At 63.2% G+C, this 16,887-nt stretch carries 13 protein-coding genes; 8 read left to right on the top strand and 5 right to left on the bottom strand.

Features of this window, described 5'->3' with window-relative positions; all coding sequences use genetic code 11:
• Positions 1 to 306: 306 nt before the first annotated feature.
• Positions 307 to 3,090, top strand: coding sequence for a TonB-dependent receptor (locus A0J57_RS22560; protein ID WP_061940418.1), 2,784 nt, complete (start codon positions 307 to 309; stop codon positions 3,088 to 3,090).
• Between the two features lie 360 nt (positions 3,091 to 3,450).
• Here A0J57_RS22560 and A0J57_RS22555 read toward each other — a convergent pair whose 3' ends face one another.
• Positions 3,451 to 4,473 (bottom strand): LacI family DNA-binding transcriptional regulator, encoded by a 1,023-nt coding sequence (locus A0J57_RS22555; protein ID WP_061940416.1) that lies wholly within the window; start codon positions 4,471 to 4,473, stop codon positions 3,451 to 3,453.
• 145 nt (positions 4,474 to 4,618) lie between these two features.
• On the opposite strand from A0J57_RS22555, the gene A0J57_RS22550 reads away from it, so the two are divergent.
• From A0J57_RS22550 to A0J57_RS22535, 4 genes are all read left to right on the top strand, one after another.
• A complete protein-coding gene (locus tag A0J57_RS22550; protein WP_061940414.1) occupies positions 4,619 to 6,463 on the top strand; it encodes an alpha-amylase family glycosyl hydrolase in 1,845 nt (614 codons plus the stop codon).
• Positions 6,460 to 8,049, top strand: coding sequence for an alpha-amylase family glycosyl hydrolase (locus A0J57_RS22545; protein ID WP_061940412.1), 1,590 nt, complete (start codon positions 6,460 to 6,462; stop codon positions 8,047 to 8,049). The genes A0J57_RS22550 and A0J57_RS22545 overlap by 4 nt, the downstream gene beginning before the upstream one ends.
• Before the next feature lie 121 nt (positions 8,050 to 8,170).
• On the top strand, positions 8,171 to 10,237 hold the full coding sequence (locus A0J57_RS22540; RefSeq protein WP_062017421.1) for a glycoside hydrolase family 97 protein: 2,067 nt from the start codon (positions 8,171 to 8,173) through the stop codon (positions 10,235 to 10,237).
• A 70-nt stretch (positions 10,238 to 10,307) separates the two neighbouring features.
• Positions 10,308 to 11,819, top strand: coding sequence for an MFS transporter (locus tag A0J57_RS22535; protein ID WP_061941000.1), 1,512 nt, complete (start codon positions 10,308 to 10,310; stop codon positions 11,817 to 11,819).
• A gap of 47 nt (positions 11,820 to 11,866) precedes the next feature.
• Here A0J57_RS22535 and A0J57_RS22530 read toward each other — a convergent pair whose 3' ends face one another.
• From A0J57_RS22530 to A0J57_RS22520, 3 genes are all read right to left on the bottom strand, one after another.
• On the bottom strand, positions 11,867 to 12,142 hold the full coding sequence (locus tag A0J57_RS22530; protein WP_062017419.1) for a hypothetical protein: 276 nt from the start codon (positions 12,140 to 12,142) through the stop codon (positions 11,867 to 11,869).
• 52 nt (positions 12,143 to 12,194) lie between these two features.
• On the bottom strand, positions 12,195 to 12,779 hold the full coding sequence (locus A0J57_RS22525) for a response regulator transcription factor (RefSeq protein WP_235600936.1): 585 nt from the start codon (positions 12,777 to 12,779) through the stop codon (positions 12,195 to 12,197).
• Positions 12,780 to 12,889: 110 nt separating this feature from the next.
• Entirely contained in the window at positions 12,890 to 13,471 is a 582-nt protein-coding gene (locus A0J57_RS22520; RefSeq protein ID WP_044662652.1) for a PilZ domain-containing protein, read from the bottom strand.
• 231 nt (positions 13,472 to 13,702) lie between these two features.
• On the opposite strand from A0J57_RS22520, the gene A0J57_RS22515 reads away from it, so the two are divergent.
• Positions 13,703 to 14,119 (top strand): BLUF domain-containing protein, encoded by a 417-nt coding sequence (locus A0J57_RS22515; RefSeq protein WP_025547774.1) that lies wholly within the window; start codon positions 13,703 to 13,705, stop codon positions 14,117 to 14,119.
• Positions 14,120 to 14,435: 316 nt separating this feature from the next.
• Here the strand turns inward: A0J57_RS22515 and A0J57_RS22510 are convergent, their stop codons facing one another.
• The gene (locus A0J57_RS22510) at positions 14,436 to 14,822 is read right to left on the bottom strand and encodes a response regulator (protein ID WP_044662653.1); all 387 of its coding nucleotides are present in this window, start codon (positions 14,820 to 14,822) and stop codon (positions 14,436 to 14,438) included.
• 70 nt (positions 14,823 to 14,892) lie between these two features.
• Here A0J57_RS22510 and A0J57_RS22505 point away from each other — a divergent pair, with 70 nt between their 5' ends.
• Together A0J57_RS22505 and A0J57_RS22500 are read left to right on the top strand one after the other, a co-directional pair.
• The gene (locus A0J57_RS22505) at positions 14,893 to 15,651 is read left to right on the top strand and encodes a Crp/Fnr family transcriptional regulator (RefSeq protein ID WP_044662654.1); all 759 of its coding nucleotides are present in this window, start codon (positions 14,893 to 14,895) and stop codon (positions 15,649 to 15,651) included.
• Complete coding sequence (locus A0J57_RS22500) at positions 15,648 to 16,577, top strand: HWE histidine kinase domain-containing protein (protein WP_061940995.1); 930 nt, start codon at positions 15,648 to 15,650, stop codon at positions 16,575 to 16,577. Before A0J57_RS22505 ends, A0J57_RS22500 begins: the two co-directional genes overlap by 4 nt.
• The last annotated feature ends 310 nt before the right edge of the window (positions 16,578 to 16,887 follow it).

Below are 16,887 nucleotides of genomic sequence, written 5' to 3'. Positions count from 1 at the left end.
TGGCCCTCCCCCCGTCCATCCGCATCATGGCCATATGACATGGAAATCCATCGGCCGACGATGAAAATGCCAGCAGCGCCAGCAGTTTCAAGAGGCGTCTTCCATGCAGCGAAATTCCCCGAAACCGTAGAGGAAAGCGGCGCGCCACTGGCTGCCGGACGGATGGAATTTCACGATAGTCATGTTTTTTCAAATAGATAGCTGATCATACTGAATACGTATGTGGGATTCTGTGCAGACCATGGGCGGCGCGGCTATCGGTGACGGCAAGAAACACAAGCAATGCGTCTTGGGGAGGGTCCACAAATGCACATGTCCCATCATTCCATCCTGCGCGCGGCCCTTCTGGCCGGCGCTTCGCTGTCGGTCGCGGCGGCAGCCTCCGCTCAGACCGCGGCTGAGACCGCCGCCCCCGCCGAGCCGCAGGGAGAGGCCATCGTCGTCACCGGCATCCGCGCATCGCTCGCCTCCGCCGCGAAGCTGAAGCGGGATTCGGTGCTGATCGTGGATTCCATCTCCGCCGAGGATGTCGGCAAGCTGCCCGACGTGTCCATCGCGGATTCGCTCGCCCGCCTGCCCGGCGTGACGGCGCAGCGGCTGGAGGGGCGCGACCAGCGTCTGTCGATCCGTGGACTTGGGCCCGATTTCTCCACCACGCTGCTCAACGGGCGCGAGCAGGTGACGGTGGGCGACAATCGCGGCGTCGAATATGACCAGTATCCGTCCGAATTCTTCCAGAACGTCAATGTGTACAAGAGCGCCGACGCGGCGCTGATCGCGGCGGGCATTTCCGGCACGGTCGACCTGCGCATGCTGCGGCCGCTGGACAAGAAGGACCGCGTGATGGCGGTGTCGCTGCGCGGGCAGATGAACGGGATGGACAAGCTCAATCCCGACGGCAAGCGCTACGGCTACCGCGCTTCGGCCACCTATATCGACCAGTTCGCGGACGACACGCTGGGCCTGTCGCTGGGCTTTTCCGCCTCGCAGACGCCCTCCCAGAACGAACGGTTCAATTCCTGGGGCTATCCTTCCGCTCCTGACGGCACGCTCATCATCGGCGGCGCGAAGCCCTATGTGCAATCGAACCTGCTGAAGCGCTATGGCGCGGTGGGCACGCTGGAATGGCAGCCCAGCGACGATTTCCATTCGACCTTCGACGTGCTGGCGTCGCATTTCGAGGAAGAACAGCGGCTGCGCGGCATCGAATTCCCGCTGGTCTGGGGCACCGATGTCGGCGTCAGCGACGTGACGATCGACAACGGCTTCGTCACCGCTGCGACCTTCAGCAACGTCTATGGCGTGCAGCGCAACGACTATAACAAGCGCAAGGCCGACATGATCTCGCTGGGGTGGAACAATGACATCCGCCTGAACGATGCGCTGAAACTCAATGTCGATGCGAGCTGGTCGCGCGCCAAGCGCACCGACTTCCTGCTGGAGACCTATTCGGGCACCGGCTATCTGCGTTCCGGCGTGCCGGACACCGTGCGGGTGGAACGCCAGTCGAACGGATTGTTCCACATCGCCCCGACGCTCGACTATACCGATACCGGCATCATCAGCCTGACCGATCCCAATGGCTGGGGCTATAACGGCACGACCGCGGTGGTGCAGGCGGGTTTCCTCAACCAGCCGAAATTCATCGACGACATGAAGTCGTTCCGCGCGAACCTGGTCGGGGACATTTCGGGCAGTCTCTTCTCCCAATGGGAAGTCGGCGGCAATTATAGCCGGCGCAAGAAGACCAGCGCCTATACATCCTATTTCCTCTGCCCGCCGGGCGGCACGGACTGCACCATCGCCGGAGGGACGCCGGGATCGGTGGCGGTGCCGAACGAAGCACTGCTGGGATCGAACGTCTCGCTAGATTATCTGGGCGTGCCGGCGATGCTGACGCTGAACCCGCTCTATCTGTACGACAATGTGCTGGATGCGGTGTATGACAATCGCCCCGGCTCGCTGGTCCGCGACAATGTGGTGAAGGAAGACGTGTTCACCGGCTATGCCAAGCTCAGCATGGACGGGGAACTGGGCGGCAAGCCGCTGAAGGGCGCGATCGGCGTGCAGGTGATCCATTCGCGGCAGGCCTCTACCGGCACGATTTCCAACTTCGCCAACGGCGTGGTGACGATACTGCCGGTGTCGGGCAAGGACAGCTACACCAACGTCCTGCCAAGCGCGCAGATTTCGGTGGAACTGGAGCCGAGCTTCTTCGTGAAGCTGGGCGCGGCGCAGACCATGGTGCGTCCGCGTCTGGACCAGGAGCGGATCAACCAGGAGTTCAAATATAATTTGAGCTATGTCGGAATCGGATCTTCCGATCCGCAGTTCAGTCCGTTCAAGTCAGAGGGCGGCAACATCTTCCTGCGTCCTTATCAGTCGACCAATATCGACCTGTCGCTGGAGAAATATTTCCGGGGCGGCGGTTATGTATCGGTCTCCGGCTTCTTCAAGAACCTGACCGACTTCGTCGATCCCAACAACAATATCGCTTACGACTTTTCCGCCGTTCTGCCGACATTGCCGGCCGATCAGCGCGACGCCATTCTGGCCGACGGAAGCTATATCGGGCTGGTGAAGTCGCCCGCCAATACCGGCAAGGGCACGATCATGGGCGTAGAGGCGACCGCATCGCTGCCGTTCAAGCTGTTCAGCCCGGCGCTCGACGGCTTCGGCATCTTCGCCAGCGGGTCCTATACGCATAGCGAGGTCGAATATGGCAGCAATCCGACCGAAAGCGTCACCCTGCCCGGCCTGTCGAAATGGGTCGCCAGCGGCACCGCCTATTTCGAGAAGGCGGGTTTCCAGGCGCGGGTGAGCTATCGTTACCGCTCCTCATTCCTGGGCGAGGTGGCGGGGCTTTCGGCGGCGCCGACCTTCCGCACGGCGAAGGCGGAAGGGATATTGGATGCACAGATTGGATATGAGTTCCAGTCCGGGCCGCTTCAGGGGCTTTCGATCCTGTTGCAGGGCAAGAACCTGACCGATCAGCCCTTCGTCACCTATCAGAATGACGATCCGCGGCAGGTGATCGACTATCAGCGCTATGGCCGGGATTATTATCTGGGTCTGACCTACAAGTTCTAGGCTGCATCGACATTCAGCCCTGGCGGCCTGCAAATGGCGTTTTTCCGTGCTTCCGGTGCTCACGTACTTTGAGTACGCTGCGCGCCGGGTCACGAAAAACCACCATTTTCGGCTCGCCATCTTCTGAATGTCGATACAGCCTAAAGTCCCCCCGACTGCCTGACTGCACGCAGGCAGTTCTCCCCCGGACCGCCGCCCCTTTCAGGGGTGGCGGTCCTCCCTTTTTATGTTCCCCTCCCGTAGACGGGAGGGGTTAGGGGTGGGTGCGAGCGGAGCGAGCTTCTTCACTATCGGTTAGGGAGGAACGCCGCTGCGCGGCTTGCCCACCCCCGGCCCCTCCCGCTTGCGGGAGGGGAGAAGTCAGGCGGTCATTCTTGTGACCAGCCTTGGCGCGAGCAGCGTGGGCTCCACCGGCTTGCGGTCGATCTGGCCGATGAGCGCGTCCACCAGCACCTCGCCCGCGCGCAGATAGTCCTGGGCGACGGTGGTCAGCGGCGGGCGCGTCAGGCTGGCGGCGGGGATGTCGTCGAAGCCGATCAGCGCGACATCCTGCGGCACGCGCATGCCCGCTTCGTCCAGCGCCCGCATCGCGCCGATGGCGATCAGGTCCGACCCGGCGAAGATCGCGTCGAAGGGCAGGCCGCGCGCGATCAGGCGGCTGGCCGCCTCATGCCCCGACTGTTCGGTCGAAAGGGCGTCGACATGCAGGCCGATGTCGACCGGCAATCCGGCCTTCCCCATCGCCTCGGTCAGTCCGGCATAGCGGTCGCGGAATTCGGGATAACGGCTCGACGCATCGCCCAGGAAGGCGATGGTCCGGCGCCCCCGCTCGATCAGATGCTGCCCCGCTTCGCGCCCGCCCCGCCGGTTGTCGCAGCCGATGGTCATGCCCAATGCATTGGGGTCGACCGATCCCCAGCGCACGAAATGGGTGCCCTGCGCCACCAGTTGCTCCAGCCGGGCGCGATAGCTTTCATAATCGCCATAGCCCAGCAGGATGATGCCGTCGGCCTTGCGGCTGTCCTCATAATCGACATGCCAGTCGGTCGAAAGCTGCTGGAAGGAGGTCAGCAGGTCATAGCCACGCTTGGCGCAGGTTTGCAGGATCGGTCCCAGCATCGAGAGGAAGAAGGGGTTGATATAGCTTTCGTCGGGCAACAGATCCTCGAAGAACAGCAGCGCCAGCGTGTTGCTCTTGCCCCGGCGGAGGGAAGAGGCGTTCTTGTCGACCGTGTAATTGAGCTGGCGGGCGATGGCCTCGATCCGCTTGCGGGTGGCTTCGCTGACGGTGCGGTCGCCGCGCAGGGCGCGGGACACGGTCGGTTGGGAAACCCCCGCAAGCGTCGCGATGTCGAAGGACGTCGGTTTTTCGTTCACGGCCATCGCGCGATCCTACGCCCTGCCCCGGATATTGGAAAGATAAGCTTTTGAATACGTATGTCGGCTGCTTGGCCCGGCGGGTGCGAACCGATTAAGACCCCCTATGAAAGCCGCTGCGATCAAGCCAGAAGGCCAAGGGAGGAACGCCATGCGTGGAAGGAAGGCGATGCTGTTTGCCGCGCTGGCTGCCCTGGCCCTCCCTGCCCTGTCGCCGGCAGCCCAGCCATCCGATTTCCGGGCGCGGCTGCCGGAGGATGAGGTCATCTATTTCCTGCTGCCCGACCGGTTCGACAATGGCGACCCGGCCAACGACAAGGGCGGGTTGAAGGGCGACCGGCTCGTCACCGGCCATGATCCCGCCTCCAAGGGTTTCTATCATGGCGGCGACCTGAAAGGGCTGATCCGGCGGCTCGACTATATTCAGGGGCTGGGCGCGACCGCCATCTGGGTCGGGCCGATCTTCCGCAACAAGCCGGTGCAGGGGCCGAAGGGGCAGGAAAGCGCGGGCTATCACGGTTACTGGATCACCGACTTCACCCATGTCGATCCGCATTTCGGCACCGACGCCGATTTCGCGGCGCTGGTGGAGGCCGCGCATCGCCGGGGGATGAAGGTCTATATGGACATCATCGCCAATCATACGGCGGACGTGATCCGTTACCGGGAATGCCCAAGCACAAATGCGGACACGACATGCCCCTATCGTTCGCGGGCCGACTATCCCTATCAGCGGCAGGGCGGCGTCGAGGGCAAGCCGATCAACGCGGGCTTCACGGGCGATCAGGATCATGGCGAAGCGAATTTCGCCAGGCTGACCGACCCGTCCTATGCCTATACGCCTTATGTGCCCAAGGGCGAGGAACGGGTCAAAAACCCGGCTTGGCTCAACGATCCGATTTACTATCATAATCGCGGGGAAACGACCTATTCGGGCGAGAGCGCGACCATGGGGGACTTTGCGGGGCTGGACGACCTGATGACGGAGAATCCGCGGGTGATCGCGGGCATGATCGAGATTTTCGGCGGCTGGATCGATCGTTTCGGCGTGGATGGCTTCCGGGTGGACACGGCGCGCCATGTCGATCCGCATTTCTGGCAGATGTTCGTTCCCGCGATGCAGGCCCGCGCCAGGGCGAAAGGCATCCCCAATTTCCATATTTTCGGGGAAGTCTATGTCGAGACGGTCGATGCCGGGCCGCTCGCCTGGCATACGAAGGAGGGCGGCTTTCCGGCGGTGCTGGACTTCGCCTTCCGGCAGGCGGCGCTGGAGACGGTCGCGGGCAGCGGCGCGACCGCGATCTGGGAACGGATGCTGACCGGCGACGCGCTCTATCGCGATGGCGAGGCGACGGCGCGGACCTTGCCGACCTTCGTCAGCAATCATGATGCCGGGCGCTTCGCCACCTTCGTGCGCAAGGCTTTCCCGCAGGCGAGCGATGAGGAAGCGCTGCGCCGGGTGATGCTGGCCAACGCCATGCTGCTGACGATGCGCGGCGTGCCGACCGTCTATTATGGCGACGAGCAGGGCTTTGTCGGGGACGGCGGCGATCAGGATGCGCGGGAGGATATGTTCGGCAGCCGGGTCGCGAGCTATAACGACAACCGCCTGCTGGGGACCGACGCCACCACGGCGACGCCGCGCTTCGACACCGGCCATCCGCTTTATCGGGAAATCGCCGCCCTGGCCCGTCTGCGCACCGCCCATCCGGCGTTGCGGCGCGGCCGGGAGGTCATCCGGGCGCGGGGCGACCAGCCGGGCCTGTTCGCCCTCTCCCGCTTCGATCCGGAGAGCGGGGCGGAAACATTGATCGCCTTCAACACGTCCACCGCGCCGATCAGGGCGCAGGTCGAGGTCGATGCGCGGTCCGACCAGTTCACCACATTGGCCGGAGCCGAATGCGCGCCCCGCGCTTCCGCCCCCGGCAGCATCGCCGTCTCCCTCCCCCCTCTCAGCTACAGCGTCTGCGCTGTCCGGAGTGCCGTACCCCAATGACCGACACGACCCTCCCCTGGTGGCGCGGCGCCGCCATCTACCAGATTTATCCGCGCAGCTTTGCCGACTCCAATGGCGACGGCATCGGCGACCTCAAAGGCATCACCGCCCATCTGCCCTATGTGGCGTCGCTGGGGGTGGATGCGATCTGGCTGTCGCCCTTCTTCAAGAGCCCGATGCGCGATTTCGGCTATGACGTGTCGGATTATTGCGACGTCGATCCGATCTTCGGCACGCTGGAGGATTTCGACGCGCTGGCGGCGCGGGCGCATGAGCTGGGGCTGCGCATCATCGTCGATCAGGTCTGGGCGCATACGTCGGAGGAGCATCACTGGTTCGTCGAAAGCCGCTCCAGCCGCGACAATCCCAAGGCGGACTGGTATGTCTGGGCCGATCCCAAGCCGGACGGTTCCCCGCCCAACAACTGGCAGTCGGTGTTCGGCGGCCCGGCCTGGACCTGGGATGCGCGGCGCGGCCAATATTATATGCACCAGTTTCTGGCGCAGCAGCCGCAACTGCACCTGCATCATCCGCAGGTGCAGGAGAGCGTCTTCGACATCATCCGTTTCTGGCTGGACCGGGGGGTGGACGGGTTCCGCATCGATGCGATCAACCATTCGATGCACGATCCGGAGTTGCGCGACAATCCGCCCGCGCCGGAGGATGGCAAGGTGCGGACGCGGCCGTTCGACTTCCAGATCAAGAAGTACAGCCAGAGCCATCCGGACATTCCGCTGTTCCTGGAAAAAGTCCGGCAAGTATTCGATGAATATCGGGATCGATTCACCGTGGCCGAAGTCGGCGGAGCGGACAGCGACATAGAGATGAAAGCCTTTACCCAGGGCGACGGCAGGCTGAATACGGCTTATGGATTCGACTTTCTCTATGCGCCGGAACTGACCGCCGAATTCCTCAAGACGGCGCTCGTCAAATGGCCCTGCGAAACCCATACGGGCTGGCCGAGCTGGGCGTTCGAAAATCATGACGCGCCGCGTGCGGTGTCGCGATGGGCCAAGGGGGTGGACCCGGACGCCTATTGCCGGATGAAGATGCTGCTGCTCGCCTGCCTGCGCGGCAATATCTTCCTCTATTATGGCGAGGAACTGGGACTGCCGCAGGTCGACATCGCGTTCGAGGATCTGCGGGACCCGGAGGCCATCGCCAACTGGCCGCTGACGCTTTCCCGCGACGGAGCGCGGACGCCGATGCCGTGGCGGGCGGATGCGCCCTATCTGGGATTTTCGGAGGCCAAGCCCTGGCTGCCGGTCGGGGAGGCGCATCGCGCGCTCGCCGTGGATGTGCAGGAGGCGGATGCGGATTCGCTGCTGCACTGGACGCGGCGGGTGCTGGCGCTGCGCAACGGGTCGCCCGCGCTGCGCGTGGGGGCGATCGATTTTCTGGAGACGCCGGAGGAATTGCTGGCGTTCGAGCGGGAGCATGAGGGCGAGCGGTTGCTGTGCGTGTTCAACCTTGGGGACGAGCCTGTGACATGGACGCCGGCGGGTCATTGGCAGCCATTGCTGTCGACCGGCGGAGTCGAAGGATGGCATTTCCCCGCAGCTTCCGGCCTTGTCGCGCGCGTTTAAAGGCATCGTACAATGTTCCTGCGTAGGCAGGCAACCAGTCCCACCACCTGAACTGGGCTCCTGCCTCCGCGGCAGCACGTCGCGCTTTGATCTCGTCAGGGCAGACTCAAAAGGAATTATCATGAAGAAACTGACCGCGCTCACCCTGCCGCTTTTCGCGCTTTCGCTGGCCCCGGTGGCTGCCCGCGCCGATGTGGTAGCCAAGGCCGCCTCCCCCGATGGCCGCATCACGCTGACCGTCAGCCTCGATAATGAAGGCCGCCCCAGCTACGCCGTGCAGCGCGACGGCAAGGCGCTGATCGCGGACAGCCGCCTTGGTTTCATGTTCACCGACGCGCCGAAGATCGAGCGCAACCTGACGCTGGCCGACAGCCAGACCGGCAAGAGCGACACGACATGGACCCAGCCCTGGGGCGAATGGTCCAGCATCCGCGACCATCACAATGAAATCCGCCTCGCCTTTCGCGAGAAAAGCGACCTTCAGCGCGAGATGGATGTGACCTTCCGCCTGTTCGACGATGGCGTGGCCTTCCGCTACACGCTGCCCGATCAGGCCCATCTGCACCACGCCAATATCGCGGAGGAACTGACCCAGTTCGCCTTTGCGGAGGGCGGCACCGCCTGGTGGAAGCCCGCCTTCGAATGGAACCGGGAGGAATATCTCTACAACAGGACGCCGCTCGATGCGGTCGGGACCGCGCAGACGGTGATGACGGTGAAGCTCGCCAGCGGCACCCATGTCGCGCTGCATGAGGCGGCTTTGGTGGACTATGCGGGGATGAACCTGGCGCGGGCGCAGGGCAACATATTCCGCGCCGCGCTGACGCCGGGTTCCGGGGCGCCCAAGGTTTCGCGGGACGCCGGTTTCTCGACGCCATGGCGCACCATCGCCATCGCGGACGATGCGGCTGGGCTGTACATGAACCATATGATCCTGAACCTGAACGAACCCAACAAGCTGGGCGACGTGTCGGGCTGGATCAAACCGGGCAAGTTCGTCGGCGTGTGGTGGAACATGATCAAGGGCGAGTGGACGTGGGCGCGCGGGCCGAAGCATGGCGCGACCACCGCTAATGTCCGCCGCACTATCGACTTCGCCGCCGCCAACGGCATCCCCGCCGTGCTGGTCGAAGGATGGAACGTCGGTTGGGACGGCAATTGGTTCGGCAATGGCAAGGGCATGAACTTCTCCCAGCCCACCGAGGATTTCGATGCCGATGGGCTGGCGGCCTATGCCAAGTCGAAGGGCGTGACGCTGATCGGCCATCATGAGACGGGCGGATCGGCCAGCCATTATGACGGGCAGCTCGACAGCGCGTTCAAATGGGCCGCGGACCATGGCGAGCGGGTGGTGAAGACCGGCTATGTCACCGATGCCGGGCAGATCGAGCGGGTCGATCCCGACGGCTCGCAGCATCGCGAATGGCATGAGGGGCAGTGGATGGTGAACCACTATCTGCGCGTGGTGCAGGCAGCGGCGAAATATAAGGTCAGCATCGATAGTCACGAGCCCGTGAAGGATACGGGTTTGCGGCGCACTTATCCCAATTGGGTGGCGCGCGAAGGCGGGCGCGGCATGGAATATAATGCCTGGGTCGGCGGCAAGAATCCGCCTGAGCATGAGGCCAATCTCGTCTTCACCCAGATGCTGGGTGGGCCGATGGACTTCACGCCGGGCGTGCTCAGCCTGTCCGGATCGGAGGGGAGCGCGATCCAGTCGACCATCGCCAAGCAGCTGGCGCTTTATGTGGTGCTGTACTCGCCCTTCGTGATGGCCGCGGATACGCCCGAAAATTACGCGAAATATCCGGGGCCGTTCCAGTTCATCAAGGATGTGCCGACCGACTGGTCCGACACCCGCGTGCTGAATGGCGAGGTGGGCGACTATGTGACCATCGCGCGCAAGGCCAAGGGCAGCAATGACTGGTATCTGGGCGCGGTCGGGGATGAAGAGGCGCGCTCCAGTCAGGTGAAGCTCGACTTTCTGGAGGCCGGGCGGTCCTATGTGGCGGAGATTTATCGGGATGGGCCGGGGGCGGACTATCGCACCGAGGCGCGTCATGCGATCGTGATCGAGAAGAAGGCGGTGAAGAGGGGGGATGTGTTGAGCATCGATCTCGCGCCGGGTGGGGGGGAAGCGATCCGCTTCGTGGCGGGTGGGGGCAAGGGCAAGCGCTCAATACGATAAGATACCCCACGCCGTTCGCCCTGAGCCTGAACGGGGATAGGAATAAGTATGAAGCAAAGGTTGGGGACGCATGGATCAGGCGCAAGATAATCTGGAACCGCAGTCCCGCCCCCGCCAGGGCTTTTGGGGCCTGTGGAACATCAGCTTCGGCTTTTTCGGCATCCAGATCGGCTTTGCGCTGCAGAACGCCAATATGAGCCGCATCTTCCAGTCGCTGGGCGAGAGTCTGGACGATCTGGCGCTGCTGTGGATCGCGGCGCCGCTGACGGGGCTGCTCGTCCAGCCGATCATCGGCCATTATAGCGACCGGACATGGTGCCGTTTCGGGCGGCGGCGGCCTTATTTCTTCGCGGGCGCGCTGTTCGCGGCGCTGGCGTTGGTCGGCATGCCCAATGCGCCAGGCCTGCTCGCCGCGGCGATGATGCTGTGGGTGCTGGACGCCTCGCTCAATGTTTCCATGGAGCCGTTCCGGGCCTTTGTCGGGGATATGCTGGCGAAGGAACAGCATATGGCGGGCTACGCGCTCCAGACCGCCTTCATCGGCGCGGGCGCGGTGATCGGGTCGTCCACCCCGTGGCTGCTGGACCGGCTGGGGGTCGCCAATGTCGCCAGCGGGTCCGGCATTCCCGACACGGTGCGGATCAGCTTCTATATCGGCGGCGCGGCCCTGTTCCTGGCGGTGTTGTGGACCGTGCTCACCACCCGCGAATATTCGCCCGAGCAGATGACGCGCTTCGAACCGTCGGAGGGCAAGCCAGTCGCTGAAAGGGACGCTGTCCCGGCCATCCCGCCCGGCGGCACGCTCTGGATCGTCGCCGGGCTGGCCGTCGTCGCGATCGTCCGCATCCGGTCGCTGGAGAAGGAACTGTACCTGCTCGGCGCGCTGCTGGCCGGCTATGGCGCGGCGCGGATGCTGGCGCGCCGGCTGCACCGGGGCGGTCGCACCGACAATCTGCTCACCCAGGTGGTCGGCAATTTCGCGGCCATGCCCGCGATGATGAAGCGCCTTGCGCTCGTCCAGTTCTTTACCTGGTCCGCGCTGTTCATCATGTGGATCTACACCACGCCGGTCGTCGCCCAATATGTCTTCGGGTCCGCCGATCCCGCCAGCGCCGCCTATAATGCGGGCGGCAACTGGGTCGGCATCCTCTTCGCCACCTATAATGGCGTCGCCGCCCTGGCCGCACCCTTCCTGCTGCAACCGCTCGCCCGCCGGATCGGCCAGGCGCAGACCCATGCCCTGGCGCTGATGCTGGGCGCGTTGGGCTTCCTTTCCTTCCTGTTCCTGCGCGACGCCCGCATGCTGCTGCTGTCGGAAGTCGCCATCGGCATCGCCTGGGCATCCACGCTCGCCATGCCCTATGCGATGCTCGCCTCCAGCGTGCCGCAGGCGAAGCTCGGCATCTATATGGGGCTGTTCAACGCCTTCGTGGTCATCCCGCAACTGCTGGTGGCCACCGTCATGGGCACGATCATGCGGCATTTTTTCCCGACGGAGCCGATCTGGACCATGGCCTTTGCAGCGGGCGTCATGCTGCTCGCCTCAATGGCCGCCCTGCGCTGCCGCCAGGCGCGAAGCTGAGGAAAATCGCCGAATCGCAAAAGCGCTTCATGGAAAAGTCGACAGGCTCAGCAAAGGCAGTCGACACCCGATTCCTCTTCGTCGGAAATCATGGCGTCCGCCACCTTCTTATATCTGCCTATTATCCGCCTGCATTCTTCCTGCGACTTGAAATATCCGAAATCATCGTCACCCGGGACCCTGTCCTGCTTCGGTTTTTTCACCATTAACCATGGGGTAAACGCAGACGATGTTTCACAATCAGATGCCTGCCTGAGATCGGTCCATTTCTTTCTGACAATCCCGCCCCCGAATATGGGGCCGGGAACATCCATCTTTGTCATTTCCAATCCTGTATATTGGGAATGATGGCGACGATTTCACATATTCAACAGGTCAGGGTAATCCTGAATCGGGCAAGAACCGGATGATTTCGGAGAATTTCTTGACGCCGAACTTCTTCATGATGCTGGCGCGGTGCATTTCCACAGTTCTGATGCTGATCTGCAGCGCGTCCGCCACATCCCTGTTGCTGCCGCTGGAACTCAGCGCGCGCACGACATCCAGCTCCCTTTTGGTGAGGCTGCCGAAATAGGCTGCGGCGGCTTCCCGCCGGCGCTGGATCTCGATGTTCCGTTCCAGCATTGGCCAGGCATTGGCGAGCACCTTGAGCAGCAGGCCGTCGGCAAAGGGCTTTTCCAGAAAGTCGATGGCGCCCCGCTTTATGACGTCGACCGCCGTCGGAATATCGCGCGACGCCGTCATGACGATCAGGGGGATGTCCACCCGCTGCGCGGACAGTTCCTGCTGAACCGCCGGCCCGGCCATGTCGGCCAGATGCAGTTCCATCACCGCAATGCCGGGCGCCAGGAAATCAAGCGCCTCGATAAAGTCGGAACCGCAGGAAAAGGGGACGGGCCCGAACCCTTCCCGGCGCAGGATTCGCACCAGTTCCTGGCGCATCCTGCTGTCGTGGTCCACGATATAGACTGGACATCCTGGGTTCATAGCCAATTGCCTAGACCATCATTCCCGCGCCAACGCGCGAAGCCGCCAATGGTTTCGGCTCCGATCCTTTCTTTTTTATCGCGTCAGTTCGCAGCCGTCCGGCGGGGTTCGAAGAAGACCCCGATCATCCCGCCGCTCGACCACTGCACCCGCCCCATCCGTACATCCAGGCCGCGGGTTTTCACAAGCAGCCGCGTACCTTCGCCCAGACCGCCCACTTCGATCATCATCCCTTCGGCCGACAGGTTGCGGATCGTCCCGATCAACACGGGCGTGGAAGTCACCAGCGTTGCGGAGAAATCGACCGCCAGTCGGCGGCTGCGCGGCTCGTAGGTCTGGGGCGCGGGGTTCGCATCAGGCTCCTCGCCCGGAATCCAGGGCAATGTCTCTTCAAGCAGAAGACCGCATTTGGGCCCGTTGATCCAGCGGACCTCCGCCGTACGGAAGCTGGCGTCGTCGAAGCTCACATGCACCTGCTGGTGCAAGCTCAGCGACAGGGCGCACCGTCCGCTCAGTCCCGCATGGGACACATTTTCGACAGACAGGTTCGCTTCCTCGACGACCGGATAGAGCAATGCCGTCTTGAAGACGGTCTGCCGGGGGTGCCGGCGTTTCTCCATCATCGCGCTCCGGTCGTCGGACGGCTTTTCTAGCGGCTCGGTCATACGGGTTCCCACAGATTCGCGGAATCCCATAAATGATTGGACTTGCACGCCGATTAGCGGGGAAATAGGTATTTTTACGGTATCGCCCGGAGCGGTTGCATTAACCTTCATCTCCTAGACAGCCGGGGGCCGTTTCCTCCGCTGAGGCCGGCCTGGAACCGGCGGGGCGCATTTTCAGTCCCATCATGCGCCTCGCCTTTACTTTCCTCAGACAAATGGCATCATCGTCGCATGCTTGCTCGATGGTCCTATATTAGCACCAGCCAGTTGGATGCAACCCAAGCCGAAAAACACATGGAAGAGATCGTCCAGGTCTCCATTCCGCGCAACCGCTCGCTGGAAGTGACGGGCGCGCTGCTGTTCACGGGCAACCGCTTCGCCCAATATCTGGAGGGCGCGCCGGCCGCCATCGAAAACCTCAAGGCGAGCATCCTGCGCGACCGGCGCCACAGGGAGGTTCAGACGATCGCATCGGGCGAAGCCCCGCATCGCCATTTCGTCACCTGGTCCCTCGCCTATGCCGGCCCTTCCCATTTCGTTTCCGACATCATCGAACGCGCCTTGAACGATGCGCTGGAAAAGGGCGACGAAGGGTTCGAAGCGCTGGTTCAGATGATGTCGGAATTTTCGATCCGCGGCCGGGGTTGAGCTTTCGTCCCGCCATGGCGCGGCGACCCCGATATGTCATCCGCCCGGAAAGCAGGCGATTATTAACTCAGATCAATATCCGCCGGGGAACAGGAAGACCTGCCGCTGGTTGCTCTGCCATGCCACTCGCCCTATCCTCGCCGATCGTCCGGGCGCCGGCCGGTCCACTGCCATTGTCACGCAGGATGCATGGCCTTGTCCCTTCCCCGCCCCACCGATATGAGCAAGGGCAGACCATCGGTGTGAATGACAGACGCCCCGGTCGGGCGGAATGTCCAGCGCACGACCGGTTCGGAAAGAAAGGGAGAGCCCGATGTCAGAGCCTGTGGTCCGTGCCGGCCAGAACCATGCCGATCGCCCCCAATATGTCCGTGCGGGAATAGGGCTTGATCACCCGCCTGCAGCTTTCATAGGCCGACGGCAGGCTTTGCTCGTCATAGCCCGTGACGATGATCACCGGCACGGCACGCGCGACCAGCTCGTCGATCAGGGGATAGCTCATCTCCCCCTGAAGATTGACGTCGAGCATGACGATGTCAGGCAAGTGCTCCGCAATGGCCTTGAGCGCGCCGAACAGGCTGCCATGCGGGCCCATCACCGAAAACCCCTCTTCGGCCAGCAAGGCGCCAAGGTCGCTCGCGAGAAAATAATCATCCTCCACCACCAGCACGCGAACCGCGCCGGGGGTCACCCCTTCCATCATTCATCTCTCCTCTCCCGCCAGCCGTCGCACGGGAATGGGCGGCAGAAAATAACATAGGTGGAAACGCGCCATGTCATCGCTCGATATCCCGCAGGTTGCGATGAAGGATAGCATCACTGCCCAGAAACTGGCGGCGCACTGGCCGCTCGGCCGGCGCGACCGGGATGTGATCAACGGCCTGGCCGGTCGGGCGCTTCAACCGCTGCGCACCGGCACGGACCTGTTCACCCAGGGCGACCGGCTGACCTCCATCTTCTTCCTGCTGGAGGGATGGGCGGCCCGGTACAAGATGCTGGAGGACGGCCGCCGCCAGATCGTCAGCCTGCTGCTGCCGGGCGATCTGTGCGATCCCTTCTGCTTCCTGCTCCATCGCGCCGACCATGGCGTCACCGCGCTCACGCCGGTCAGGGTCGCCGAAGTAGGACGCAGCCAGTTCGAGGAGATCGCGCTGGCCCATCCCGAAATCACCAAGGCGATGTGGATCAACGCCCTGATCACCGCGTCCATACAGCGGGAGTGGTGCGTCAATCTGGGCCGACGCACCGCGCTGGAACGGTTCAGCCATCTCTTCTGCGAACTCTATCACCGGCTGCTGAAAGTGGGCCTGGTCAGCGGCAACGGCTTCCACTTTCCCGTCACGCAGCTCGAACTGGCGGACGCAACGGGATTGACGATGGTGCACACCAACAGAATATTGCAGGAAATGCGTCGCCAAAGGCTGATAGAATTGCACCGGCGCCATCTTGTCGTGCCGGATCTCGCAGCGCTGGAGCGCGTCTGCGCCTTCGACCCTTCCTATCTGCATCCGGCGGCGCAAGAGGCATCGTGACGACACCATCCCCGACCGACGGCTGGCGCGACTTCCTCGCCCTCTTCGATGCCTCTCCCCTGCCCCAGATCCAGGTCGGGCCCAACGACAATATATTGCGCGCCAATGCGGCATTGACGGAATTGCTGGGCATTCGGCCAGACCGGCTGATCGGCGGGCGGCTGGTCGTGCCGGCATCGGGCGAGTCGACGGCACGGCTGAGCTGGGACGACGGCAAATGCGAGGCGCGACTGTTCGCCGCCGTGCTGGTGACGACGCCCGACTATCGCGTCTGCGTCGTGCAGTTCGGCAATGTCGACGCCCTGGAGGCGGCGGCGCGGCAATATCTGCTGCGCGACGTGCAGCATCGGCTGCGCAACCTGATCGCCTCCGTCCGCTCCATCTTCCGGCGGACAGCCGCGACCAGCGATTCCGTCGACCATCTCACCAGCCATTTCCTGGGACGGCTGGACGCCATCGCCCGGATCGAATCCAATCTGGCCCTGGCGGAACGCCATGGACTTGAACTGCACGACCTGATCATGGACGAGCTGGCGGCGTTCGCCGTCCGTGCGGGGGAACAGGCCTTTCTGGAGGGGCCGGATGTCCGGCTGCGCACCTCGGCCGCGACGACATTGGCCCTCGCCTTTCATGAACTGGGCAATAATTCCATCAAATATGGCGCGCTCGGGTCGGACGGCGGCCGGGTCTGGGTCCGATGGTGGAGCGACCGCGAACCGGCCGGCCCGGTGCTGCGCATCCTTTGGGAGGAAAAGGGCGGCGACAGCCCGACAGCCGCCCGCCGGTCCGGCTTCGGCACGGAGATGCTGACCAAGACGATCCCGTTCGAACTGGACGGTTCGGGCACCATCGACTGGACGCCCGGCGCGTTCAAGGTGCACATCAGCCTGCCCATGACCAAGAGGCTGCTGCACCCCAGCGACTAGAGCCAATCGACATTCAGCCCTGACGGCCTGCAAATGACGCTTTTCCGTGCTTCCGGTGCTCACCTACTTTGAGTAGGCTGCGCTCCGGGTCACGGCGGCCTGCAAATGACGCTTTTCCGTGCTTCCGGTGCTCACCTACTTTGAGTAGGCTGCGCTCCGGGTCACGGAAAACCACCATTTTCGGCTCGTCATCCTCTGAATGTCGATTGGCTCTAGTCACCTGGAACTAAAGTAAGCATCACTGTATATGTGCTGTTTGGACGAGCAGGAGCATCTGGGATGGCGGGCAAACAAGCGGACTTGGTTGTTT

Source organism: Sphingobium sp. 22B (genome assembly GCF_001580035.1).
In the GTDB taxonomy this organism is placed as follows: Bacteria; Pseudomonadota; Alphaproteobacteria; order Sphingomonadales; family Sphingomonadaceae; genus Sphingobium; species Sphingobium fuliginis.
Note: the sequence above shows the minus strand (reverse complement) of the source record. Positions and strands in the feature narration are given on the sequence as shown.

Excerpts from the sequence above, each read along its gene's own strand:
- A0J57_RS22560 (WP_061940418.1), top strand. The coding sequence starts at position 307 with ATGCACATGTCCCATCATTCCATCCTGCGCGCGGCCCTTCTGGCCGGC.
- A0J57_RS22555 (WP_061940416.1), bottom strand. The coding sequence starts at position 4,473 with ATGGCCGTGAACGAAAAACCGACGTCCTTCGACATCGCGACGCTTGCG.
- A0J57_RS22550 (WP_061940414.1), top strand. The coding sequence starts at position 4,619 with ATGCGTGGAAGGAAGGCGATGCTGTTTGCCGCGCTGGCTGCCCTGGCC.
- A0J57_RS22545 (WP_061940412.1), top strand. The coding sequence starts at position 6,460 with ATGACCGACACGACCCTCCCCTGGTGGCGCGGCGCCGCCATCTACCAG.
- A0J57_RS22540 (WP_062017421.1), top strand. The coding sequence starts at position 8,171 with ATGAAGAAACTGACCGCGCTCACCCTGCCGCTTTTCGCGCTTTCGCTG.
- A0J57_RS22535 (WP_061941000.1), top strand. The coding sequence starts at position 10,308 with ATGGATCAGGCGCAAGATAATCTGGAACCGCAGTCCCGCCCCCGCCAG.
- A0J57_RS22530 (WP_062017419.1), bottom strand. The coding sequence starts at position 12,142 with ATGACAAAGATGGATGTTCCCGGCCCCATATTCGGGGGCGGGATTGTC.
- A0J57_RS22520 (WP_044662652.1), bottom strand. The coding sequence starts at position 13,471 with ATGACCGAGCCGCTAGAAAAGCCGTCCGACGACCGGAGCGCGATGATG.
- A0J57_RS22515 (WP_025547774.1), top strand. The coding sequence starts at position 13,703 with ATGCTTGCTCGATGGTCCTATATTAGCACCAGCCAGTTGGATGCAACC.
- A0J57_RS22510 (WP_044662653.1), bottom strand. The coding sequence starts at position 14,822 with ATGATGGAAGGGGTGACCCCCGGCGCGGTTCGCGTGCTGGTGGTGGAG.
- A0J57_RS22505 (WP_044662654.1), top strand. The coding sequence starts at position 14,893 with ATGTCATCGCTCGATATCCCGCAGGTTGCGATGAAGGATAGCATCACT.